Source organism: Motiliproteus sp., from assembly GCF_965230735.1.
In the GTDB taxonomy this organism is placed as follows: domain Bacteria; phylum Pseudomonadota; class Gammaproteobacteria; order Pseudomonadales; family Balneatricaceae; genus Motiliproteus.
The window spans coordinates 3,489,158-3,511,931 of record NZ_OZ246016.1; the positions used below are offsets into that span (position 1 = coordinate 3,489,158).

At 56.7% G+C, this 22,774-nt stretch carries 31 protein-coding genes and 1 tRNA gene; 24 read left to right on the plus strand and 8 right to left on the minus strand.

Annotation, left to right across the window (positions count from 1 at the left end):
• Positions 1–25 precede the first annotated feature (25 nt).
• Genes ACO05M_RS16065 through ACO05M_RS16080 form a run of 4 tightly spaced genes read left to right on the plus strand, consistent with a single transcriptional unit; the run spans position 26 to position 2,558 of the window.
• The gene (locus tag ACO05M_RS16065; RefSeq protein ID WP_421865137.1) at positions 26–490 is read left to right on the plus strand and encodes a hypothetical protein; all 465 of its coding nucleotides are present in this window, start codon (positions 26–28) and stop codon (positions 488–490) included.
• A gap of 14 nt (positions 491–504) precedes the next feature.
• Positions 505–768: a hypothetical protein gene (locus ACO05M_RS16070; protein ID WP_421865140.1), complete on the plus strand. Its 264-nt coding sequence runs from the start codon at positions 505–507 to the stop codon at positions 766–768.
• A complete protein-coding gene (locus tag ACO05M_RS16075; RefSeq protein WP_421865143.1) occupies positions 768–2,207 on the plus strand; it encodes a hypothetical protein in 1,440 nt (479 codons plus the stop codon). The genes ACO05M_RS16070 and ACO05M_RS16075 overlap by 1 nt, the downstream gene beginning before the upstream one ends.
• 9 nt (positions 2,208–2,216) lie before the next feature.
• On the plus strand, positions 2,217–2,558 hold the full coding sequence (locus tag ACO05M_RS16080) for a hypothetical protein (protein WP_421865146.1): 342 nt from the start codon (positions 2,217–2,219) through the stop codon (positions 2,556–2,558).
• Here the strand turns inward: ACO05M_RS16080 and ACO05M_RS16085 are convergent.
• Positions 2,527–3,261: a hypothetical protein gene (locus ACO05M_RS16085; protein ID WP_421865148.1), complete on the minus strand. Its 735-nt coding sequence runs from the start codon at positions 3,259–3,261 to the stop codon at positions 2,527–2,529. The two genes, ACO05M_RS16080 and ACO05M_RS16085, sit on opposite strands and share 32 nt — an antisense overlap.
• Before the next feature lie 142 nt (positions 3,262–3,403).
• Between ACO05M_RS16085 and ACO05M_RS16090 the strand changes: the two genes are divergently transcribed.
• From ACO05M_RS16090 to ACO05M_RS16130, 9 genes are all read left to right on the plus strand, one after another.
• Positions 3,404–4,576 (plus strand): phage tail sheath protein, encoded by a 1,173-nt coding sequence (locus tag ACO05M_RS16090; protein ID WP_421865152.1) that lies wholly within the window; start codon positions 3,404–3,406, stop codon positions 4,574–4,576.
• A gap of 40 nt (positions 4,577–4,616) precedes the next feature.
• Positions 4,617–5,129 (plus strand): phage major tail tube protein, encoded by a 513-nt coding sequence (locus tag ACO05M_RS16095; protein ID WP_421865155.1) that lies wholly within the window; start codon positions 4,617–4,619, stop codon positions 5,127–5,129.
• Positions 5,130–5,201: 72 nt separating this feature from the next.
• Positions 5,202–5,501: a phage tail assembly protein gene (locus ACO05M_RS16100; protein ID WP_421865158.1), complete on the plus strand. Its 300-nt coding sequence runs from the start codon at positions 5,202–5,204 to the stop codon at positions 5,499–5,501.
• An 8-nt stretch (positions 5,502–5,509) separates the two neighbouring features.
• The gene (locus ACO05M_RS16105; protein ID WP_421865161.1) at positions 5,510–5,626 is read left to right on the plus strand and encodes a GpE family phage tail protein; all 117 of its coding nucleotides are present in this window, start codon (positions 5,510–5,512) and stop codon (positions 5,624–5,626) included.
• 48 nt (positions 5,627–5,674) lie between these two features.
• Complete coding sequence (locus tag ACO05M_RS16110; protein ID WP_421865163.1) at positions 5,675–5,797, plus strand: hypothetical protein; 123 nt, start codon at positions 5,675–5,677, stop codon at positions 5,795–5,797.
• Between the two features lie 52 nt (positions 5,798–5,849).
• Positions 5,850–8,087, plus strand: a complete 2,238-nt coding sequence (locus tag ACO05M_RS16115; RefSeq protein WP_421865166.1) for a phage tail tape measure protein — start codon at positions 5,850–5,852, stop codon at positions 8,085–8,087.
• A 21-nt stretch (positions 8,088–8,108) separates the two neighbouring features.
• The gene (locus tag ACO05M_RS16120; protein WP_421865168.1) at positions 8,109–8,537 is read left to right on the plus strand and encodes a phage tail protein; all 429 of its coding nucleotides are present in this window, start codon (positions 8,109–8,111) and stop codon (positions 8,535–8,537) included.
• The gene (locus ACO05M_RS16125) at positions 8,534–9,547 is read left to right on the plus strand and encodes a phage late control D family protein (RefSeq protein WP_421865171.1); all 1,014 of its coding nucleotides are present in this window, start codon (positions 8,534–8,536) and stop codon (positions 9,545–9,547) included. Before ACO05M_RS16120 ends, ACO05M_RS16125 begins: the two co-directional genes overlap by 4 nt.
• A gap of 60 nt (positions 9,548–9,607) precedes the next feature.
• Positions 9,608–10,501: a hypothetical protein gene (locus ACO05M_RS16130; protein WP_421865174.1), complete on the plus strand. Its 894-nt coding sequence runs from the start codon at positions 9,608–9,610 to the stop codon at positions 10,499–10,501.
• On the opposite strand, the gene ACO05M_RS16135 is transcribed toward ACO05M_RS16130, so the two are convergent.
• The 5 genes from ACO05M_RS16135 to ACO05M_RS16155 all read right to left on the minus strand — a co-directional run bounded on the left by ACO05M_RS16135 (position 10,484) and on the right by ACO05M_RS16155 (position 12,892).
• Positions 10,484–10,666, minus strand: a complete 183-nt coding sequence (locus ACO05M_RS16135; RefSeq protein ID WP_421865177.1) for a carbon storage regulator — start codon at positions 10,664–10,666, stop codon at positions 10,484–10,486. The two genes, ACO05M_RS16130 and ACO05M_RS16135, sit on opposite strands and share 18 nt — an antisense overlap.
• A 2-nt stretch (positions 10,667–10,668) precedes the next feature.
• The gene (locus ACO05M_RS16140) at positions 10,669–11,331 is read right to left on the minus strand and encodes a hypothetical protein (protein ID WP_421865180.1); all 663 of its coding nucleotides are present in this window, start codon (positions 11,329–11,331) and stop codon (positions 10,669–10,671) included.
• A 54-nt stretch (positions 11,332–11,385) separates the two neighbouring features.
• Positions 11,386–11,847 carry a BRCT domain-containing protein gene (locus ACO05M_RS16145; protein WP_421865183.1) on the minus strand — a complete coding sequence of 154 codons (462 nt, stop codon included), beginning with the start codon at positions 11,845–11,847 and terminating at the stop codon, positions 11,386–11,388.
• Between the two features lie 16 nt (positions 11,848–11,863).
• Positions 11,864–12,163, minus strand: coding sequence for a helix-turn-helix domain-containing protein (locus tag ACO05M_RS16150; protein WP_421865185.1), 300 nt, complete (start codon positions 12,161–12,163; stop codon positions 11,864–11,866).
• A 342-nt stretch (positions 12,164–12,505) separates the two neighbouring features.
• Positions 12,506–12,892: a hypothetical protein gene (locus ACO05M_RS16155; RefSeq protein ID WP_421865188.1), complete on the minus strand. Its 387-nt coding sequence runs from the start codon at positions 12,890–12,892 to the stop codon at positions 12,506–12,508.
• A gap of 126 nt (positions 12,893–13,018) precedes the next feature.
• Here ACO05M_RS16155 and ACO05M_RS16160 point away from each other — a divergent pair, with 126 nt between their 5' ends.
• The 11 genes from ACO05M_RS16160 (at position 13,019) to ACO05M_RS16210 (ending at position 21,048) form a co-directional block, all read left to right on the plus strand.
• Complete coding sequence (locus ACO05M_RS16160; RefSeq protein WP_421865191.1) at positions 13,019–13,222, plus strand: hypothetical protein; 204 nt, start codon at positions 13,019–13,021, stop codon at positions 13,220–13,222.
• 70 nt (positions 13,223–13,292) lie between these two features.
• Positions 13,293–13,760: a phage regulatory CII family protein gene (locus ACO05M_RS16165; RefSeq protein ID WP_421865194.1), complete on the plus strand. Its 468-nt coding sequence runs from the start codon at positions 13,293–13,295 to the stop codon at positions 13,758–13,760.
• Positions 13,761–13,771: 11 nt separating this feature from the next.
• The gene (locus ACO05M_RS16170) at positions 13,772–14,068 is read left to right on the plus strand and encodes an ogr/Delta-like zinc finger family protein (protein ID WP_421865197.1); all 297 of its coding nucleotides are present in this window, start codon (positions 13,772–13,774) and stop codon (positions 14,066–14,068) included.
• Positions 14,069–14,085: 17 nt separating this feature from the next.
• Positions 14,086–16,740: a toprim domain-containing protein gene (locus ACO05M_RS16175; protein ID WP_421865200.1), complete on the plus strand. Its 2,655-nt coding sequence runs from the start codon at positions 14,086–14,088 to the stop codon at positions 16,738–16,740.
• 15 nt (positions 16,741–16,755) lie between these two features.
• On the plus strand, positions 16,756–17,151 hold the full coding sequence (locus ACO05M_RS16180; RefSeq protein ID WP_421865203.1) for a hypothetical protein: 396 nt from the start codon (positions 16,756–16,758) through the stop codon (positions 17,149–17,151).
• 89 nt (positions 17,152–17,240) lie between these two features.
• Positions 17,241–17,849: a hypothetical protein gene (locus ACO05M_RS16185; protein ID WP_421865205.1), complete on the plus strand. Its 609-nt coding sequence runs from the start codon at positions 17,241–17,243 to the stop codon at positions 17,847–17,849.
• Positions 17,846–18,196 (plus strand): hypothetical protein, encoded by a 351-nt coding sequence (locus tag ACO05M_RS16190; RefSeq protein ID WP_421865208.1) that lies wholly within the window; start codon positions 17,846–17,848, stop codon positions 18,194–18,196. Before ACO05M_RS16185 ends, ACO05M_RS16190 begins: the two co-directional genes overlap by 4 nt.
• Complete coding sequence (locus ACO05M_RS16195) at positions 18,193–18,387, plus strand: hypothetical protein (protein WP_421865211.1); 195 nt, start codon at positions 18,193–18,195, stop codon at positions 18,385–18,387. Before ACO05M_RS16190 ends, ACO05M_RS16195 begins: the two co-directional genes overlap by 4 nt.
• Before the next feature lie 28 nt (positions 18,388–18,415).
• Positions 18,416–18,847: a hypothetical protein gene (locus ACO05M_RS16200; RefSeq protein ID WP_421865214.1), complete on the plus strand. Its 432-nt coding sequence runs from the start codon at positions 18,416–18,418 to the stop codon at positions 18,845–18,847.
• Positions 18,847–19,449, plus strand: a complete 603-nt coding sequence (locus ACO05M_RS16205) for a hypothetical protein (protein ID WP_421865217.1) — start codon at positions 18,847–18,849, stop codon at positions 19,447–19,449. The genes ACO05M_RS16200 and ACO05M_RS16205 overlap by 1 nt, the downstream gene beginning before the upstream one ends.
• A 435-nt stretch (positions 19,450–19,884) precedes the next feature.
• Positions 19,885–21,048 (plus strand): tyrosine-type recombinase/integrase, encoded by a 1,164-nt coding sequence (locus tag ACO05M_RS16210; protein ID WP_421865220.1) that lies wholly within the window; start codon positions 19,885–19,887, stop codon positions 21,046–21,048.
• 120 nt (positions 21,049–21,168) lie between these two features.
• Here ACO05M_RS16210 and ACO05M_RS16215 read toward each other — a convergent pair.
• Together ACO05M_RS16215 and ftsZ are read right to left on the minus strand one after the other, a co-directional pair.
• Positions 21,169–21,256 (minus strand) — tRNA-Ser (locus ACO05M_RS16215).
• Between the two features lie 240 nt (positions 21,257–21,496).
• Positions 21,497–22,708 (minus strand): cell division protein FtsZ, encoded by a 1,212-nt coding sequence (gene ftsZ, locus ACO05M_RS16220; RefSeq protein WP_421865223.1) that lies wholly within the window; start codon positions 22,706–22,708, stop codon positions 21,497–21,499.
• Positions 22,709–22,774 lie beyond the last annotated feature (66 nt).

A 22,774-nucleotide genomic window follows, 5' to 3' on the forward strand; every position in this document is an offset into this window, starting at 1 on the left:
GAACAACCCAAGAGAGGAACCGACCATGCCACAGGGTCAATTCAAACTGTTCAACCACACCGCCGAACTGATCGCCGCTGGCAAGCTGGGCGATCTCACGGGCGAAACCGTCAAGCTGGCCCTGGTCGGCCCGATGCCTGCCGTCACCAATGCTGATCCGCGCTTCGGCACCGGCGGTGGCACCAACCTATCCACCAACGAGGTGTCAGGCACCGGCTACACTGCCGGCGGTAACGAATGCGCCAATCTCACCGTCAACCGCACCAACGGCGTGGCCACCGTCGATGTGGACGACCCGGACGAGTGGGCCAAGGATGACGCTGGCCCCACTGGCATCCGCGCCGGCATCGTCTATCTGAGCTCCCACGCCAACAAACACGCGCTGGGCTACATCGATATGACTACCGACGGCACCACCCCTGTGTCGCTGCGTGATGCCAGCCTGCCGGTGCAGATTCCCAGCCTGTTCACCGTTGCGGTCAATGTCTAAATAGGGCGGGTGCTATGGATCGAATCTTTGCCATCGTCAACCTGGATGACGTATCCGGAGTGGTCAATGCGGCCGGACAAGCGGTGATCAATAGCGCCCGTCACTCGCTGGATGGCACCCAGCTGGTGCTGGACTTCAACCATCATCGCGCCACCATTGACGGATTGTTTCTGCCTGGTACGGATGTGGATGCGGTGATCGCCAAATGCGAGATGCTGACCCATGCCGAAGCCCGTGCGTTGATGAAAACCCCCGGCTGGGATCCAGGTGAAATCTGATGGCCTACGCGCTGCAGTTTGATGGCGTCAACGACTATGTTGATATCGATGTGCCCTTGGCTCACTCCGAGGGCAGTGGCTACGATGCCGAGTTTGAAATCGTGTTCAAAGCCACCGATGCAACGTCTTGGCTTCGACCGACCTCGATGGTGAAATCCGGCTCCTATGCCGACCGGATTCTGGCCAATCAGGATTCAAAAACCTTCCGTGTGTATCGGGGTACGTCTTACGTTTACTGGACGCTGACCGGGCTGGATTTCACCGAGTTTCACAGATTCACCATCCGAGTACTGCCCGGTACCGGTAAGCTGATAGAACTGCTGGTGGATGGCGTCAGCCAAGGCACCAAAACCCAGTCAAGTGCAGGGCTGGGCAACTTCGGGGTATTGGGGGCCAGTTCCGGCGTATACAGCGCCCTGCAGATTCAGTACGCCAAGTTCACCGACAGTCTCGATTCAGCCAATGATCGCTTCTACGATGCTCGATCGACCAGTAGCGGTTCGCTGTTGCCTGAAACCACGGCCAACGCCGGTGATGCACCGCTAATTGGTTTCCCAACCGACGATATTCAATGGGTAGATATCGGCGGTGGAGGCGGCAGCCCCGACCCCATCACCACCCTCCCCACTGCCGTCACCATCAGCCCCACCACCGCACTGATCCACCGTATCAACCAGGTGGCGGTGCAGTCGTCCGCTGTGGGCGTCAGCCCGGGAGCTGCCCTGATCAACCGGGCCAACCCGATCAGCGCAAACATTGCAGCGGTGACGGTGAGCCCGACGGATGCCCAGATCGATCGGGTGAATACCGTCACTGCCCAGCCGTCGGCCGTTGTGGCCAGCGCCCAGGCGGCGGTGATCAACCGCGTTAACCAGATCACCAGCCAGCCAACCGCGGTGGCGATCACGCCACAGAATGCCCTGATCACCCAGGGGCGGTTGGTGGTTGCGATTCCGGCCACTGTGGCCATCAGCCCCACCGATACCCAAATCGATCGAATCAACCAGATCACCGCGGTCCCGACGGCGGTCAACGTCAGCCCGCAGAATGCACTGATCAGCCAGGGACGGTTGATCACCCTACTGCCGACGGCGGTGGCGGTGGCCCCCATAGCTGCCCTGATCGATCGGGTCAATCAGATCACCGCCATTCCGACCCTGGTGGCCGTGGCCACTACCGATGCACTCCTGGTCCCCAGCCATGCCCTGGCAGTGCTGCCGGCATCCGTCACGGTCAGCCCCACCGATGCCCAGATTGACCGGGTCAACCGCATCCAGCTGCTGCCGGCGTCCATCGCCATCACGCCCACCCCGACCACTGTCGGCCAACCGACGATCCAACGCCGTCGGATTCTTACCGGTGCGCGGATCTCCGAGCCCGGTGGTGTGGTTGGTCGCTGGAGCAACCCCGGCACCACCATCAAACTCCGTTTTCAATAGAGGCCCGCCATGAAGCCTATCGCCAACACCACCGACCACAGCTTCAACCTGGGCTTTGAGGTCGAGATTGATCTCACCGGGTTCACCGAACTGCGCTTCGGCCTGCGCCGCCCCGACAGCAACAGCTACCACTTTCGCACCTTGCCCCCCAGCAGCTGGAATGAGCTGCAGGCGGGGGATGTGTTGGATGTGCTGATCGAGCCCGGTGATTTCACCGTACCGGGGCGCTACAAATGCCAGGTGTTCGGCCGCGAGGTGCGCGACGGCACCGAAGTGCGCAGCCGATCGTCGGAGCCGGTGAGCTTTGAAGTGGGTGGCGTTATTGCGCCTGATCCTTGGGCTTTAGATTAGCGGATCTAGGCACGGAGTGAAGCACTACGTTGATATCGGGCTGAGTCTCAACGGCCTGTTGCAGCTTCAGTAATACCGCTTCCAAGCGCTGTAACTGTTTAGTATCGAGTTTGATCGAATCAGGTGCTGGTGTGGCTAAGACGGCTTCTAGTTGCTGGAACTGTACCGCATCAAGACGAAGAGTTTCTGGAGGCTCCGTTGATAATAGATTTGTAAGCTGATGGTACTGATCGACATCCAGTCGGATCGAAGATGAAAGTTGCCAGGCAGTAGTGAAGATCGAAATCAGGATGGAGGCTAAAACCGCCAACTGTGCTACCTGGAGAGACTTACTGGATTGTTCTTGAGCGATAACGGAATTCTGATTTGCTTGTCGCGCCGTTTCTCGGGCCAGCTTCAACTCACGATACTCGATAAGCCGAAAATAGTACTCTGCTTTGAGACTAGTAGGCTGATCAAAATAAACACACTTATTATTCAAGATATGCTCATGCAAATTTCTATATGTTGAGGGTTCAAATGAATAGCTCTCAATAAAAATACGACGAAGAGAGATCGCCGGTGTGTGATTCCAATCTTCTCCATTCCATAGATTATCTAAAGCAGCGTCAGCTAACATTTCACGACAGCTCACCTGCCGATCATGCATCCGCTCCCCATACTCCAGCAGCCAGATAAACAGCGTCTGTTCTTCCTGATTCATCACGGGCCTCCGTTCCAAAAGCCCGCAGTCTACCCGGTATAACCGCCCCGTACATCCTGCCCCGCTCTACCCGCGCGCGCGCGTTGTGCATCATCGACTCCATCGCACCGTCAACCTCGCAGGACATGCAGGAGAAGAAACCATGCCAGCCGATTACCATCACGGCGTTCGCGTCATTGAGATCAACGAGGGCACCCGCCCGATTCGTACCGTTTCCACCTCCGTGGTTGGCCTGGTTGCAACGGCCGATGATGCCGATGCCACCTATTTCCCACTCGATAAGCCAGTGCTGATCACCAATGTGCTGGAAGCGCTGGGCAAGGCCGGCACCACCGGCACCCTGGCCAAGGCCCTGGATGCCATCGCCGATCAGACCAAACCGGTCTGTGTGGTGGTCCGGGTGGCCGAAGGGGTCGACGAAGCCGCCACCAATACCAATGTGATCGGTGAGGTCACCGCCGGCGGCCAATATACCGGCCTTAAGGCGCTGCTGGCTGCCGAAGCCCAGGTTGGCGTCAAACCCCGGATTCTGGGCTGCCCGGGACTGGATACCCTGCCGGTGGCCACCGAGCTGGCCGGTATCGCCCAGAGCCTGCGGGGATTCGCTTATATCAGCGCCTGGGGCGCCGCCACCAAAGAGGACGCCGTTACCTACCGCGACAACTTCAGCCAGCGTGAGCTGATGGTGATCTGGCCCGACTTTGTCGGCTGGGATACCGTCGCCAATGCCGAATCCACCTTCTGGGCCACCGCCCGAGCGCTGGGCCTGCGCGCCAAGATCGACCAGCAGACCGGCTGGCACAAGACCCTGTCCAATGTTGGCGTCAATGGCGTCACCGGCTTGAGCCAGGATGTGGACTGGGATCTGCAGAACCCGGGCACCGCCGCCGGCCACCTGAACGAAAACGAAGTCACCACGGTCATCAACAAGCAGGGCTTCCGCTTCTGGGGCTCACGTACCTGCAGCGACGACCCGCTGTTTGCATTTGAGAACTACACCCGCACCGCCCAGGTACTGGCCGACACCATCGCCGAGGCCCATCTGTGGGCGATCGACAAGCCGATGCACCCGTCATTAGCCCGCGACATTATCGAAGGGGTCAACGCCAAATTCCGTGAGTTGCGGGCCAAGGGTTACATCATCGACGGCAAGGCCTGGTTTGATGACACCGTCAACAGCAAGGACACCCAGAAGGCCGGCAAGCTGTATATCGATTACGACTACACCCCGGTGCCGCCGCTGGAAAACCTGATGTTCCAACAGCGTATCACTGACCGTTACCTGGTGGACTTTGCCGCCCAGGTTAACGGCTAAGCCCGTCCGGCAACCCGACAACTGATAGAGGAGCCAGACCATGGCACTGCCCCGCAAACTGAAAAACATCAACCTGTTTAACGACGGTAACTCCTACGTCGGCCAGATCGACGAAGTGGTGCTGCCGGTGTTGACCCGCATGATGGAGGAGTACCGCGCCGGCGGGATGAACGCCCCCATCGACATCGATCAAGGCATGGAAAAACTGACCATGGAGTGGACCGCCGGCGGCCTGATGGACGATGTCCTGAAGCAGTTTGGTATCACTGCCCATGACGGTGTGATGCTGCGCTTTGCCGGATCTTACCAGCGCGAAGACAGCAGCCAGGTGGACGCGGTTGAGATTGTCACCCGCGGCCGTCATACCGGCATCGACATGGGTACCGCCAAGACCGGCGAAGGAAGCCCGATGAAGGTCACTTCCAGCCTCAGCTACTACAAGCTGACCATCAACGGCGAAGAGGTGATCGAGATCGATGTGGTCAACATGATCGAGAAGATCGACGGCGTTGATCGACTAGCCGACCACCGCAAGGCTATCGGCATCGCCTAATCCCCCGATTCGCCCGACCGGCCCTGGCCGGTTTGGGCACTCCCCCAACGCACTACCCGTGGACGCAAAACGATGACTAAACCCGACAACAGCTTTGAACTGGACAGCCCGATCACCCAGGGCGAAAAGACCATCGACAAACTCACCCTGCGCAAGCCTGCCAGCGGTGAACTTCGTGGCCTGAGCCTGACCGCCATCCTGCAGATGGAGGTGAACGAACTGCAAAAACTGCTACCCCGTATCAGCTCGCCGACCCTGACTGAGCAGCACGTTGCCGAGATGGACCCGGCCGATCTGATTCAGGCGGGGGGCATCATTGCCGGTTTTTTCGTGCCGAAGGCGAAGCAGGAACAAACCTCCCTGACTGCGTAGAGGAAGCGATGGCCGATATCGCCGTGGTGTTCCACTGGCGACCGGCCGATATGGACCCGATGCCACTTGCCGAACTGGCCCGCTGGCGTGACAAGGCCCGGGTGCGTTTTGGAGCTGATGATTGAGATTTGCTATGATGAACCCAACCACAGCCACCACCCGGAGCCAATCCCATGGATGTCCTGATCTGGACAATCGCGATTATCGCCAGCCTCAGTTTGATCGGCTGCGTGATCGGTATGGGCGAGTTGCTGGCGTCCGTCGTTCGTTCTCTGCGGACAACCCCCCACGACTAACCCCGGTTTACCCTTGCTATAACACCACCGGCCTCCTGCAGGAGGTGCAGTCATGAGTCGTGATCTACGCCTGCAGCTGATCCTGGATATCGTCGAGAAGGCCAGCGCCCCGCTGCGCAAGGTGGACAAATCCGCCGGTGCGACCGCCGACACCCTCAAGCAGACTCGTGACCAACTCAAGCAGCTGCAGCGCCAGCAAAAGGATGTGTCCAGTTTCCGGGAGCTGCAACGTGCCACCAAACAGAACCGCAGCGAGTTTGCCCAGGCCACCGAAGTCAGCAAGCGCTTGAAGCGGCAGTTGGAAGCCACCGAAAACCCCACCAAGAAACTCACCCGTGAACATGAACGCGCGGCCCGTCGGGTGGAGCAGCTGAAAAGCAAACAGATCGGCTATCTGAAGACCTTGAAGGATTCGCGCGCCAAGCTGGAGCAGGCCGGCGTGAGCACTCGCAAGCTGGCCGACTACCAGAAACAGCTGGACAGGCGCACCCAGCAGGCCAGCGAGTCGCTGGAGAAACAGAAACGCCACCTCACCGAACTGGCCAACAAACAGAAGCGCCTGGCCCAACTCAAGGGCAATCTGGACCGCGCCCGCAACGGCGGCATGATTGCCGGTGCCCACGGGGCTGCGGGTGTGTTTGCCGGTCAACGGATGCTGTCGGGGATGGCGGGTGCAGTCATGCCCGGTATCGAGTTTGACGCATCGATGAGCCGGGTACAGGCACTGACCCGGATGGGCAAGGACGACCCGGCCATGCAGGCGCTGCGTGATCAGGCCCGGGATCTGGGTGCCAATACCAGCTTTACCGCCACCGATGCCGCCGGCGGCCAGGGATTTCTGGCGATGGCGGGCTTTACACCCCAGGCGATCAAAGCAGCGATGCCGGGCATGCTCGATCTGGCCAAGGCGGCGGGCCAGGATATCGCCACCACCGCCGATCTGGGCTCCAATATCCTGTCGGGCTTTAACCTGCAGGCAGACCAGATGGGCCGCGTGGGTGACATTCTCACCGGCACCTTTACCCGTTCCAACACCAACCTGCAGATGCTGGGTGACACCATGTCCTATGTGGCCCCGGTGGCGTCGGGGTTGGGTAGCGACCTGGAAGAGGTGGCCGCCATGGCCGGTAAGCTGGGCGACGAAGGTATTCAGGGTAGCCAGGCCGGTACCGCATTGCGGGCCATCTACTCCCGTCTGGCCGCCCCCACCAAACAATCGGCTCAGATGCTGGCCGAGCTGAGCATTGCTACCAAGGATGCCAACGGCAACCTGCGCCCGATGGCCGACATGCTGGAAGAGTTGCACCAGGCCACCGAAGCGATGGGCGATACCCAGCGGGCCGAGATCTTCAAGCAGCTGGCTGGCGAGGAGGCATTCAGCGGGCTGTCGGTGTTGGTTAAACAGGCCGGCAGCGGTGAGCTGCAAACTCTGATCAAATCCCTGCGCGAGGCCAACGGCGAAGCGGCCAAAACCGCCGATGTGATGGGCGACAATGCCCGCGGCGACCTCAACGCACTGGCATCAGTCTGGCAAGATCTGGGCATCCAGATCGAAACCACCAACGACGGCCCGATCCGTGAGCTGATCCAGAACACCACCGAGATGGTCCGCGGTTGGCGCACCTGGGCAGCCGAGAACCAGGAAACCGTTGCCATGCTGATCAAATGGGGAGCCATCCTAGGCGTGACTGTCACGGTGCTGGGTGCACTTGGCATCGCCCTGGGCGGTACCGTGATCTTTATGGGGGGCTTTATCAAAAGCCTGATGTTTGTTGGCCCGCTGCTGATGAAGCTGATTCCGGTGGTCAAAGGCTTATCGTTGATGCTGATGGCCAACCCAATCGCCTTGGCCGTGGCCGGCGTTGCGGCGTTGGCGGTGGCAATCTACAGCTACTGGGACGAGATCAAGGCCCTGTTTGGTGGTGCGGTTGACTGGATGAGCGAAGTGGGCGGCGACATTATCAACGCCCTGATCGACGGCGTGCTAAACCACTTTAAGCGACTCAAAGACAGCTTTTTGAAAGTGGCCAACTACGTCCGGGGCTTGTTTGGTGGGCTGTTCGGAGGCGACAGCAGCACCCCGGCCAAGCAGGTGGCAATCGACACCCGCCAGCCGTTGCAGTCACCCCAGGCGGCCGCGGCTGGCGGCCCATCGGTGGGGCAGATTGTGATCAACGCCGCCCCGGGCATGGACGAGCAGACGCTGGCGAGACTGGTGGGCCAGGAGCTCGACCGCCGCACCCGTGGCGCCCAGGCCCGGCGCCGCTCCTCCCTGCGAGATAACGACTAACCCCAGCAATAGGAGAGCACCATGCTGATGACCCTTGGCCTGTTTGTCTGGGGCCTGGATTCCGCCTGCTACCAGGAGCTATCACGGCAAACCCAGTGGCGACACGCCAGCAGCAGCCGGGTGGGAAAGCGCCCTGCCAACCAGTTCGCCGGCCTCGGTGACGACACCATGACGCTAACCGGTTGGATCGCCCCGGAGCTGGCCGGCAGCCGCTTGTCTCTGGAGGAATTGCGCATGATGGGCGACAAGGGCAACCCCTACCCGCTGGTGACCGGCAACGGTGAAGTACTGGGCCTGTGGATCCTGACCGCCCTGAACGAGGGACAATCGCTGTTCTATCCCAACGGCGAACCGCGGCGGATCTCGTTTAACCTGAGCCTCAAACGGGTGGATGATGACCAGATCGATCGGGTCGGCTTGATCACCAATCCCCGGGAGCTGCTGCAATGAGCCGCGACAACCCCAGCCACAGCATCCCCAGCTATCGGCTGAAGGTTAACGGCCGCAACATCACCCCAACCCTCAACGGCCGGTTGATCTCACTGAGCCTGACCGACAACGGTGGCAACGAGGCCGATCAGCTGGATATCACCCTGGATGACCACGACGGCAAGCTGGCGATTCCACCCAATGGGGCCACCCTGCAGCTGTGGTTGGCCGACGCCAACGGCCACCTGGTGGATAAGGGCACCTTTACCGCCGATGAAATCAGTCACGACGGCGCCCCGGATACCCTGACCATCCGCGCCCGATCGGCGGACTTTCGTGGCAGCCTGAAGCAAAAACGTGAACAGGGCTGGGACCAAAACACCCTGGCCGAGATTCTGACCACCCTGGCCAAGCGCAACGGCCTGGAACCGCTGATCAGCGACGAGATCGGCCCCACCCTGATCGAGCACATCGACCAGACCAACGAAAGCGATATCAGTTTTTTGACCCGGCTGGCCCACCAGCACGATGCCCTGGCCAGCGTCAAAGCCGGCCACCTGCTGCTGATGCCCCGCGGCCAAAGCCGCAGCATCAGCGGTAAACCCATCCCCACCCTGTCGCTTAGCCGTCAGCACGGCGACCAGCACAGCTACAGCCTGGAAGATCGAGACAGCCTGTACTCCGGCGTCAAAGCCCGCTGGAACGATACCGCCACCGCCCAGGTGCAGACCGTAGCCGTCGGTGATGCCAGCAAGGCCAAGCTGCTGCGCCAGGTGTTTGCCAGTGCCGAACAAGCCACCAACGAAGCCAAGGCCGAATGGCAGCGGCTGCAGCGCCAGGGGGCGCAATTCACCCTCACCCTGGCCACCGGCAACCCGGCCATCTACCCGGAAACCCCGGTCAAGCTAAGCGGCTGGAAACCGCAGATCGATGAAACCGACTGGCTACTGACTCAGGTGGTGCATAGTCTGGGTAATGGAGGCTATACAACAAGGTTGGAAATGGAGACACGGCCCGCCGGTAGCGCCTGATTCTTGTCCTATCCCTGCTGCCTAGATAAAGTCAGGGGCTGATCAACAGGGAATAGTGACATGGACAACGACGCACCAGAAAACCCGCAAACAGACCACACCCCAGATTCTGAGCAACTGAAGCTAGATCAGTTTATAGACCTGACAAAAACACTGGCCTGGATAGCTGTCGGTGTTGTCGTCACCATCTTCGGGGTCACCATTCTGGAATCCACCACCGAGATGGGCGAAGTAATTACCAGCCATAAGAAAAGCTACTTGGAAACACTGGGGACAGTTGGCGATTTCTTTGGTGGGATATTAAACCCTATTTTTGCTTTCCTGGGTTTATTAGCACTGTTAAATACCCTTCGCTTGAATCAGAAAGAACTTGCTCTAACTAGAACAGAAATGAAAAACATGGCTAAAGCACAAAATATGCAGGCCATACTAATGAAACACCAAGTAGTAAAAGAAGACTATATTAGAATTGCTACTAATAACTGTGAAGAAATCGAGATACAACTTGCTAAGAAATTATTTATAAAAGGTTCACCACCAAGTCTCAATATGCGAGGATTTTCTAGTCTAAGGTCAAATAACAAGACCATAACTTCACGCCTAATATTCTCGCTCAAGAAAGATGACATAATAAATTATAACGAGCTAACAGATATTGATGGCATGCATATACGCGATATTGCTCACACTGTACTTGAGAATATCAACTCTATAGGGCTACGATCTATAGAGTTAAAAACTATAAGTAAGGACACTGTGCTTTCCGATCACTATAGATTTTTATATCGCGAACTATTTATAAGCCTTATCAATAATAAACATTATGTTCCTTTTGATGATTTTCAGGCTTATTTTATATTTCAAATTGCAAAATCACTTTATGCTGACGATGAAATTTTGCCAGAGATCATAGCTCAGGCAACTAAGTTCAAAAGGCTAGTCGATGGTCCCTAATTCTGGATGTTGGTATAAAATTTCCTCCCGCTCAACCATCACTGATTTCGGTGCATCGATCCCCATCTTGGTTTTCTTCTGCCGTGGATCCGGCCTATGGATACTAAGCCGGATCTGATCACCAATCAGCAGTACCTGTCCGGGTTCGAGTGTGGTGATGTACATGATTAGCCTCCTTGCTGACCCTGTTCTCGACAGTCATATATCAACTGCGCAACGCTATCTGATTTAATCACATGAACGACAAACGAATTTTTATTTTCTTCAATTAATGCGGGGGTTGTCTCGTAAACAAAATAAGCCGAATTCAAGCCGGTTATATTATAAAGAATACCGTCGTCCCCAAACCTCCTTATAAAACCGCCCATATCATGCTTTAATTTAATATCGACCTCACAATACTGACCATTTATAATTTGATTATATGATTTCCCTGAAGAGACAATCGATATTAAAGATAAAAATGCAAACATCGTTACAGGTAAACCAATCTTAGTTGCAGTATCTACTGCTGATGTATCATAATAAGGAATATAATTTTTCAATCTAACAATCCATAACCGAGACTTGCATAGCTCATAAAAGAAAGCTAGTACGATAGCAATTACTAATAAATGATACCATTCAAAGCCAAGCACACTGAACAAGGCCCCAATTGAAGCAACGATAAAATCATCAATGTCTGCATAATCAGACAAAGATATTTGAAAATGACTCAATAAAAAATGCTGACTTAGCATCCCTAGTATTGATAATACCAGGGATATAAATGCTGCATATATTAAAAGTTGAGATACTGTAATCTTGTTTGGCTCAATAATATTTGGCATTAAACATCCATATTTTCTCAAATGATTTATTCATCTATACATTGATAGAAATAATTAAATAACGTCGACTTCATCCTGCAGCTCACCAGTCACCAGCATCTGATGAAACTGCGGTTCGCTGAGAATATAAACACCCTGGGCCCGGGACTTTTCCAACTTGGTCGGTCCGGCATTGGGGCCGCCCACCAGGAAAGTCAGTTTTTTGGATACAGTTTTACGCACCAACATCTGGGCATCGGTCGCTTTCTGCTCTAGCGCCGCGCGCTGGACCTTGGGGAAGCCGGTAAACAACACTTCGAGTTGATTGGGCTTTTCCCGGATTCGCGGTGGTGGTGGCGGATTGGGCGTGTTGAGGACTTCATGCTTTGATAGATACTGACTCACCCGGTCTTTACGGAAGGTTCGATAGCGGCCATCGTGCACACAGGTGCCCTTGATATAATGGCCGGACTCTTGCCAGGTTTTCAGTTCGTAGCGTTTGAGTTCATCTTTGGCATTACGATATTCAAATATCATCGACCTCTCCTTGTCGTTATTGGTATTCCTTGATCAGGGTTTTGATCGCCTCCCTGACCGGTTTGGGCAGCTGTTGCAGCTCCTTATCTGTTTTGGCCTCCCGGCCGGTGACGTAGTAGTCCAGCGAGATATCGAGCAGATCACACAATCGGGCCGCCACGCTTAGCGATCGGGGCTCCCCGCGGCCATTCTCCCAGGCCTTGTAGGTGCTGACACTCATGTGAAGTTGCTGGGCAACGTCCTGTTGTCGCAATCTCTTTTTTAGCCGGGCCCTCCGTAGCCGTTCGCCGCGCTGGTTGTTCATATCCACGGCCATCAGACTACCATTGTCTGAGCCGGGTTCAGCCAAACTGACCCTTTACGCCCCACAACGGTGCAACAGAGTCAGAATAGACGCCCCTACATGTCATGGGTGAAACAAACGCTATATAGTCGCGTCTTTGCTACGGAATGGCACATGGATGTTTAATAAACAGGAGGTTTGCACCATGACGGCAGCAGTATCCGCCAATAACCTGATCAAATTTCCACCTCTGAAGCACACCGGCTGATCATGGAGCTGCTGAGCTTTGACACGGCTGGGCTCACGGATGAAGAGTTCGCCCGGGCCTACCTGCAATGGAAACAACGCGCCCGACAATACAGCCGACGGATTCGATCAAATCACTGCAAATAAGGCGCTGGTCACAGCGGCATCGATCTCCTCTGACTGTTCGTCTGCAATAAACTGCTCCAGCTGCGAGCGCAGCACCACCGCATAGGCCGAGCTGATCACCCGCGCCTGGGCATCACTATCCAGGTCAAGATTTTGCGCGTGAATAATCCGGTTCAAGTCTCTGATGATCTGCCGTAGCGCTTTAACTGCTTCAGGGCTATCCACCTTTGCCGATGGTGGATTTTCTACACCAGTCAAAACGTAGGAAATATCCACCCCTAGCGGCGCCATTTTTCCAACCAGCTCTGCTGGGCACTTTTGACGGCCAGAAACCACGTCTTTTAGGCGCTGCGGGCTGGCTTCTCCCATCTCCCGTGACGCTGCAGCCATGGAATATCCGCAGCGCTTCAGCTCTGATCTAATTCTTTGGGGTATATCTTCTACCGTTTCTATTGACATGGTGTATTATTTCTACGAATATTAAATTGTCTAAGGCAATTAAGAGCACTTTACCCAATGGCTTCTGCTAACTCCAATCAAGCCCGCGTGACGCGGTCCCCCAACGGATGCGACGGCAAGCCCGTTTTGGTCGCCCTGACCAAGGCTGAGCGCAAACAGCTCGAAGATCTGGCCGTTGCCGACAACAAATCCCTGTCCGCCAAAAGCCGCGAGCTGATGCTTGATGGCGGCTTGATGGATGGTGCCACAGCTACCCCCTAAGCCTAGTCTGCAGGGCCATTTTCCTCACCGGGACTGGCGCTGCCCACAGTGATTAAAAGGATCGTTCACTATGTCACGCGCTGATAATCAGATTCTCCCGCTGGGCCTGGCCTGCTACCACGCCGTCCGTGATTACGGTGGTGTGCCCAAGATCGCCGCGGTGTTTGGCGAAAGTGCCAGCACCCTGCAGAACAAGCTGTGCCCTTCGTCGAATAAGTCGCAACGGATCACCGATCTGGATATCGAGCAGATCCTGTTGGAAACCCGCGACCCGCGCATTCTGGATGCCATTTGCCAGCCGCTGAACGTGGTCTGGCTGTGGGGCGATGACTTTGCCGGGGCGGCCGGGGATATGGCGATGCTGGATAACGTCACCGAGCTGGTGAAGCGCACCGGTGAACTGGCCGGCGAGATCCAGGCGGCACTGGCCGATGGCAAGGTCGACCCTGACGAGCTGCGCCGGATGCAGTTCGCGCTGTATCGGTTGCAGCAGTCCAGCTATGGCGCGGTGACCTGTGCCGCCCAGTTCAGCGAATAGCGGGGGCCGTCATGAGTGGGATCTACAAAATGCAGTGTCCCCACTGCCAGGGCCCGATCCGGGTGCGCAACAGCGTGGCAATGCATCCGCTGCTTCGCTCTACCTTTCTGCAGTGCATGAACCTGGCCTGTGGTGCCACGTTCCGCGGACAGGCGGAAATCACCCATGAGATCAGCCCGCCGGCAACGCCCAACCCGGACATTAATCTGCCGATGGCACCGGCGGCGATTCGCCGCATGGCCCAGCACGACAACAACGAACAGCAGATGGATTTCGACGATCTGCTGGATGACCAACAAAGCGCTTGAGCGGAGCCGTTGCGACGATGGACCCGAAGTTACGATCTGACATCCTGGACACCCTCAAGCGCGACTTTAAGGCGCAGGAGCGCGGCACCTATCTGCAGAAGATTGAGTGCCCGAGCTGCCACAAGCGTGAGGCCTTTGTTGAGACTGACGCGCCCTGGATGGTGAAGTGCGGCCGCGAGAATAAGTGCGGCGACCAGCACCATGTGAAGGATCTGTTCCCCGACTTTTTCAACACCTGGACCGAGCGCTACAGCCCCAAGCAGGGCGAACCGGCCAACCCGACGGCGGTGGCCGATGGTTATCTGCGCGATGGCCGTGGCTTTGATCTGATGCGGATACGGGGCTGGTATAGCCAGGAGTATTTCCAGAACCACGAAACCAACGAAGGCACCACCACGGTGCGATTCAAACTCCCCAACCCGAACAGCTACTGGGAACGGTTTCTGGATAAGCCGCAGCGCTTCGGCAAGCAGAAGGGCCGGGCTTTTGGTGAGTACAAGGGGTTGGTGTGGATTCCGCCGATGTTCAGCTATGCCGATCTGGCGCAGCAGAACGAGATCCACATCACCGAGGGTATCTTTGATGCGATCGCGCTGCTGCATGCCGGTTATGCGGCGGTGTCGTCGATCAGCTGCAGCAACTACATCGATAAGTTTCTGGCCGAGCTGGCCAAGCATTGCGCCCAGGGCAAACGCCCTACCCTGATCTGGGGGCTGGATGGCGATCGTGCCGGCAGAAAATACACCCTCAAGCATGTCAACGCCGCCCGCAAAGCCGGCTGGCAAGCCACGGCGATGCAGTGCCCGACGGTGAAGGGTCGCCGCTTCGATTGGAACGACCTGTACCAACGCGGTGAGCTGACCGACTGGCACGTTGAGCAGTACCGCTACCACGGTGAACTGCTGCTGGCTGAAACGGCCGGCGAGAAAGCACTGTTGATGTATCACCACCGCACACGCCGCACCTTTTGGTTTGAATTCGACAACAACCTGTTCTGGTGGAAGCTGGATATCGAGGCCTACGACCGCGAGGTGAACCGGGTGGCCGACGGCAGCGCCGAGAACCTGAGCCCCGAGCAGCGCGACCAGTTGCTGCAGAGTGCCGGCACGGTAACCCGGATCTGCACCGCGATGCCCCGCCCGCTGTACTACCAAGCCAACAGCATCACCGATGAGAGCTGGTACTACTTTGCGGTGGAGCTGCCCAACGGCCGCACCCGCAAAACGACCTTTACGGCCAAGCAACTGGCCAGCTCCAGCGAGTTCAAAAACCGTCTACTAGCAATTGCCGAAAACGCCTGGTGGTTGGGGACCAGCAAGCAGCTGGACCAGATCATGCAACAGCAGATGAACCATATTAAGACGGTCGAAACCATCGATTACATCGGCTATTCGAAGGACCACGAGGCCTGGGTGTGGAACGACCTGGCGGTAAAGGGTGGCCGCAGTTACGGCATCAACAGCCAGGACTATTTCGAGTTTGGCAAGCTGTCGCTGAAATCGCTGAGCAGTTCGGTGGAGCTGACCATCAACCCCACCCTAGCCGAGTACAACGCCAACTGGGTGCATTCGGTGATTGGGGCGTTTGGCAGCGATGGGGTGATCGCCCTGGCTTTCTGGCTGGGCAGCCTGTTTGCGGAGCAGATCCGCGCGCGGCAGAAGTCTTACCCGTTTATGGAGATTGTGGGCGAAGCCGGGGCCGGTAAGTCCACCCTGATCGAGTTTTTGTGGAAGCTGGTGGGCCGTGCCGATTACGAAGGCTTCGACCCCAGCAAGTCCACGGTGGCCGCCCGGGCCCGTAACTTCTCCCAGGTATCGAACTTGCCGGTGGTGCTGATTGAATCCGACCGCGAGGTGGAGAGCGCCAAGCAAAAGCAGTTCGACTGGGATGAGTTGAAGACCGCCTTCAACGGCCGATCAGTTCGATCACGCGGGGTGAAGAACAGCGGCAACGATACCTATGAACCGCCGTTTCGCGGCAGCTTTGTGATTGCCCAGAACGCGCCGGTGGATGCCGGTGAAGCGATGATGTCGCGGATTGTGCATCTGTTCCTGACCCGTGAAACCCAGACCAACGACAGCAAGGCCCACGCCGAGTGGTTGGAGCGGGTGCCGATGGAGCAGGTGTCTGGCTTCATCCTGCAGGCGACCCGGGCCGAAAAGCAGATTCTGGCGCACCTGGAACAGCGCTGCCCGATCTACGAGGCCGGGCTGATGCAAAAACCCGAGGTGCGGATGGTGCGGATTGCCAAGTGCCACAGCCAGCTGATGGCGTTGGTGGACTGCCTGGGTGATGACGGCCTGAAACTGATCAGCGGCCAACAGGTGGACGCAGCCCGCCAGAGCGTGGAAGCGATGGCGGCCGAGCGCCAGCGATCGCTGAACAAGGACCACCCGATCGTGACCGAGTTCTGGGAGGCCTACGAGTATATCCAGATGTCGTGCTCCGAGAACATGCTGAACCACTACGGCCTGGATGATCAGAAGATCGCCATCAACCTGAAGCAGTTCGAGAAAGTCTGTGCAGACATGAAGTTGCGCACCCCAGACCCGCGTGAACTGAAGCGATTCTTGAAGGGCTCCAAGAGCCGCAAATTCAAAGATTCCAACCACCCCGTCCACAGCCAGCTGCTGGGGAAAACCGTTAAGTGCTGGATCTTCGAATCCCGCTAACTGGAGAGCGAAACGATGAAGGCAACCACCATTCCGATGCAGGCCGACGCCAGTTTTTTGGAGTACTGGAAACAGGGCATCCGCCAACTGGGTGTCGGCGCCCTGGGTGCTTTTGATATCCGAATAAACGATTACCGACTGGCTGACTCACTGGAGCAGATCGGCCTGGCCAAGGACCAGTCCCTGGTGCAGTTGCTGCCGCTACTGACGCCAGACCAACAGCGCCTGCTGGTGTTGATGGCCAGCTGCATCAGGCCGCTGCTGGGGCGTGAATTGAGCCTGCGCAGCCACCTGATGGATATCGACCAACTGACGCTGATGCCGCAGGAGATGCAGCAAACGGCCGGCGGTTTGATCCGGACCAGTTCAGAGCAGTGCATGAGATTCAAGTTAACCAACGGCTCAGCGTGAACCGCTGAGTGATTCGAGCGGGCACCGGCAGTCTGTTGGGCAAAACGGTTCTGCCGGCTGGCCGCACCACCACACTGGAGAGTGAAACGATGAATACAACCACAAGGCCCGAGGGGCAAGTTTACACCAACGACGAGAACGGCGAGGGGCTTAATTTTGAGCTGGTGCCGGAGTTGGATCTGATCAACCGGAGCAAACGCCAGACCATTGTGATCGACGGGGTGAAATCTGGAGTACTTACCGACACCGAGCAGGAGGCGTACCGATTCCATGCTGCCTTGACCATCGATAGCTTGAAAGATGGCGTGACAGGCCTGGCGCAGGGATTCGGGCAAACGCCTGAGATTGCCATTAGCGATGCCATCCTGAAGGGCCGCCGAGAAGCCAACAGCTATCTGCAATCCCTGGCCCGGTTACAGCAGAGCCTGGGGATGCGGCTGGAGTCTCTTTTCACCACTGCCAAAACCCAGATCGACCGTGACCTGGACGCCATCGAGCAGTTGGTGGATCTGCGGATCGATCGGGCCGAAGCCCTCAAGGATAAAGCCCTGGTCCATGAAGCCATGGGCCAGGCCGGCGAACTGATGCAGTTGCTGCACCACTGGGAAGTGCAGACCGAAGAGTTGATCGACAAAGCCGACCAGACCGGTGATGAGTTGGGCGCCTGGGATAACGATAGCGAGGAGCAAGTGGCATGAGCGGACAGGATATGGACTGGCGTCGCCAGCAGAGTGAGCGCATCGAGCAGGCACTGGAACAGAAGCCGATTGACTGGCGCTTTTACACCCCAACCCTGGATGAAACCTATGCCGCGCTGAGCGATGCCCAACTTGAGCAGTTCAACCGCTTGGCGGCCAACCTGCAGGAAGAATATGGCGAGGTTCCGGCCGGCTTCAACCTGGTGGGCTGGATATGGGCCCAACTGGCCCGCCTGCAGCACAGCGGTATGGTCGACCCGATGATGGTGACCCACGTGATCGATGAGGCCTACCAGCAATTGCAGCTCCACCTGGTGGAACAAGCCGACCAGGAGGTGACGCCATGATCGAGCTGATCAGAACCGAACAGCCGCTGATTGTCGGTATGGCCACCCTGCCCGTGGATGGAGATGGCCTGTTCGTTGCCCCGGGTGGTGGACGTATCGCCACCCGGGCCCAGGCCTCAACGCTTGGCCAACAGATGGACCAGCTGATCCGCAAAGGGTTGGCTGCAGGACGGAGGATTGATCGTGTCTAAGAAACGTCGAACTAAGCGACCCTCTTCGGTGGATCGATCTATCAACCGGTGTGTGCCCGGGTTTTTCCTGCAGTTTTCCCTGGTCGACCCGCTGGGTGATCACGATAAGCCACTGGAGTCCAGGGCCGCACACTTGAACCCGGTGATGGATCTGCGCCTGACCAAGGACAAGTTTTGGAATGCGATGCGACAAGTGCTGCACAACCGCCCGTTTAAGTGGCGTATCACGGTGAAAATGGAATTCGTGGATGACTACGGAAAAACCTATATCCGCCCGTCGGAAATGGTCGCTTACTGCCGACTCCCCGACGCCGATGATCACTACCTGGCGATGATCGAATCCATGTTCGATGACGCCAATATGCGCCACTACCGAACCACCCATGTGATGCAGGAGGTACTGAAAGGCCAAGTGATTACCGAGGCTGATTTTACTGGTGATGAACGGGGGGCTGCGTGATGTCTGGCAAGCCCATTCTGTTCAACGCCGAAATGATCCGTGCGCTGCTGATGGGTCGAAAGACCCAGACAAGGAGGCCAGTGACCGGGACGGCGCTGCAGTGGTTGACCGTGTCGGGCTTTACGCCCGGATTTGTCGCCGCGGCTGAAAATGGCCTTAGCCCGTTCGGTTACCAGGGCCACCTGTTGTATGTGCGGGAAACATTCAACGAGGTGGTGGATACCTTCAGCGGCGAGCACGTCCGCTATCTCTACGCGGCCAATATGGCGCGCAATGACGGCAAAACCATGCGCTGGAAACCGAGCATCCATATGCCCCGCCAAGCATCGCGGCTAACCCTACGGATCGGCGAAGTCCGAATCGAACGGGCCAGCGAAATCAGCACAGAAGATGCCAAACAAGAGGGTATCCAGCTGGATGACGACCTGCAGGGCTGGCACCTGGAAGATGGCCGTTTCTTCCACGCCGCCCGAGCCTGCGATAGCTACCGCCAACTATGGAACGTCCTATACCCGGACCAGGACTGGTGCTGGGTGGTGGTGTTCGAGGTGATCCAACAAAACATCGATCAATACCTGGAGGCGACCGATGAAACGATTTGATGAACCGGACCAGCCACTGCAGAGCTTCCGACCCATAGCGATCACGCTGTTGATGTCGACACTTGGGCTGGCACTGACATTCGGCGCACTGGCGAAATGGGGGTAACGGTGGAGGTAAGCGGCGATGAAAAATAGTAAAAGGCACGGGAGCTACGAGGATATTTGCACCCCATGCTACTGGGAAGGTGTGAGAGGAGAAGAGTCGTCCGCTTCACCGGCTTGTTCAACGGCCCGGCGGCAAGCCTTGAATGAGATTACAGAGGTGATCGCGGGTCACGCGGCAGGGCACAACAATACGCCGGAGAAGTGGCGGGAAAATGCCGAGCTGATCTTTTCGATTGTTGAGCGATCAATAGGCCGTTGAACCCATAGATAGCGGGCCGCTAAGCGGTCCCGCTTATCGACCTGTTATAACGGCATTGAAAGGAGTGCAAAATGCCAGACGGATATGAAGTCCGAAAAAAAACGGTTCGGGTCTACTTCTACTGGGAAGGAGAGCTGTGCCGCGAAACGATCGGCCCGACAACGACGAAAAATATTGAACAGGCAAAGCGCCTAGCTAAGATCATCCGCTACGAGATAGACAGCGAATGCTTTGACTACTCTCGCCACTTCCCTGACTCTCCCCGAGTACTCAATTCAACCCTTGGCCATTACCTGGATCTGCTGCTGGCCATCAAAGAAAACGAACTGGCCTTCAGTAGCTATCGGGGTATTGAATCGAAGGCGCGAAACCACATCCGTCCGAAATGGGGCGCGATGCAAATTAAGGATATCGATCACCTGGATCTGCAGGAGTGGATAAGAAATGATCTGAAGAAGCTGCACAGCAAAACCATTAAAGAGATCGTGAGCATTCTACGCCAGGTGTTTGTGCTCTACAGCACTCGCAACAAGACAGCATTCAATCCCACTGATGGGATAACCATTCGATTGCCCGATGCAGAAGATCCGGACCCGTTCACTCTGGATGAGATCAACAAGATACTGAGCACCCCAACCAAGCGGGTGCAAGAGCTAAACCTAATCAAGTTCATGCTATGGGACGGACCGCGACTTAGCGAGGCAATGGCCTTGGCCTGGGAAGATGTGATCAGCCTGGAAAAAGGCCTGGTCAGATTCCAGCGCGCCCAGGTACGCAACCGGTTCAAGATAACTAAAACGAAACGGAGTACACGAGCACACAAACTTCTGAAGCCGGCCCACGAGGCGCTACTGGAACAGTACAGCGTGACCGGACACCTACCCCCGATCGAGGTGGAGGTTAAGCAGCGAGATAATCGAACTGTTCGATCAGTAAAGATCCGCCCAGTATTTAGGGCATCGAGAGCGAATAAGCCTCTGTATGGTGATCAGGCGATCCGGGAAAGGTTCTGGAAAGTCCACCTCAAGAGAGCAGGCGTCCGCTACCGTGGCCCCAACCAGTGCCGCCACACTTTCATCAGCCAGATGCTATCAACCGGTGAAATTCCACTTCACTGGATAGCCCAACACGTCGGGCACACAACCACCGAAATGATTCAGAAGACTTACGGAAAATGGATCAGACAGGATGGTGCCGATATCTATACCCGCATCGAGCAAATATTCGACCTGTAGCACACAATCGGCCCCTGTTCTAAGGGGCTGATATTCCCAAATCATTCCCTGAAACGTTCCCCACGGCTCAAAAAACAACCGCTTATGTTTCTAACTTACTGTTTAACTTGGGAAAAGAAGTGGCGGTGAGGGAGGGATTCGAACCCTCGATACCTTTCGATATACACACTTTCCAGGCGTGCTCCTTCGACCACTCGGACACCTCACCGTTTTGTCGTTTACGTTCATCGCAGTGGATGTTTAACGTCGCCGTAAACCTCGACGTTGTCCTCGTTTTCGAGGAGCGCGTAATTTAAATGAATGCCCCGAAAAAGGCAAACCCCAAGCAACGATTCAGCAGGTTTTTTTACAACTTTTTCTTTAGCGGTTGGGATCACCGCAAAAATTGAACAAAAAAAGCCCAGGGACTGGGAAGAAGGTAGCCCCCGGGCTTAAAAAACCTACCGAATCAATCAGCTTGGCGACGCAGGAAGGCTGGAATATCCAGATACTCCAGATCGTCGTCGGTGCCGGTTTTACCCAGCTCCATCTGCGTAGGCATCGGTTTGGATTGCGGCTGAGACTGCGACTTATCGGCAACCGTACGGGCAACCCGGCCCTTCTCACGGTTAACGGTAGGCAGCTCAAGCTGATTGAAATCCAGCGTGCCGTCACTCTTGGTGGCCTTGGCCTTGCTCGAAACCACCTGCATCGGCGTGGCTTCGCGATTCCCCAAACCGGTCGCAACCACGGTGACACGTAGTTCTTCGGTCATTTCCGGATCGATTACGGTACCGACCACCACGGTGGCGTTGTCGGAGGCAAACTCTTCGATGGTGTCACCCACCTCGCTGAATTCACCCAGACTCAGGTCCAGACCGGCGGTGATATTAACCAGAATGCCGCGCGCGCCCTGCAGGTTGATATCTTCCAACAGCGGACAGCGGATTGCCGCTTCGGCGGCTTCGCGGGCACGGTCGGGGCCGGTAGCGAAACCGGTGCCCATCATCGCCATGCCCATCTCGGACATCACGGTCTTCACGTCGGCAAAGTCGACGTTGATCATGCCCGGACGGATGATCAGATCGGCGATACCCTGAACGGCGCCTTGCAGTACACCATTGGCTTCTTTGAAGGCGTCGGTCAGCTTGGCGCTGGGGCCCATCACCTTCAGCAGCTTTTCATTCGGAATGGTGATCAGCGAGTCAACGCTTTCGGCCAGCGCTTTCAGTCCCTCATCGGCCACGCCCATCCGGCGGCGACCTTCAAACGGGAACGGCTTGGTCACCACGGCAACGGTCAGGATACCCAGTTCTTTGGCGATCTCCGCCACGATCGGCGCGCCACCGGTTCCGGTACCGCCACCCATGCCGGCGGTGATAAACACCATATCCGCGCCATGCAACATTTCGGCGATCCGGTCACGGTCTTCGATAGCCGCCTGACGGCCAATTTCCGGATTGGCACCGGCACCGAGCCCTTTGGTCAGCTCACCGCCGATATGCAGCACGCTGGCTTCGGTCAGGTTCTGTAGCGCCTGGGCATCGGTGTTGGCACAGATAAAATCGACACCCTCAATCTCGCTGGTCAGCATGTGCTGAACCGCATTGCCACCGCCACCACCGACGCCGATCACTTTGATTACGGCGTTCTGTGGTACGTGATCTACCAGTTCAAACATTGTCTTCTCCCCTTAAAACTGATTCTTAACTTAAGTAATACGATTTGGCCTTCCTGGCCTTATAGT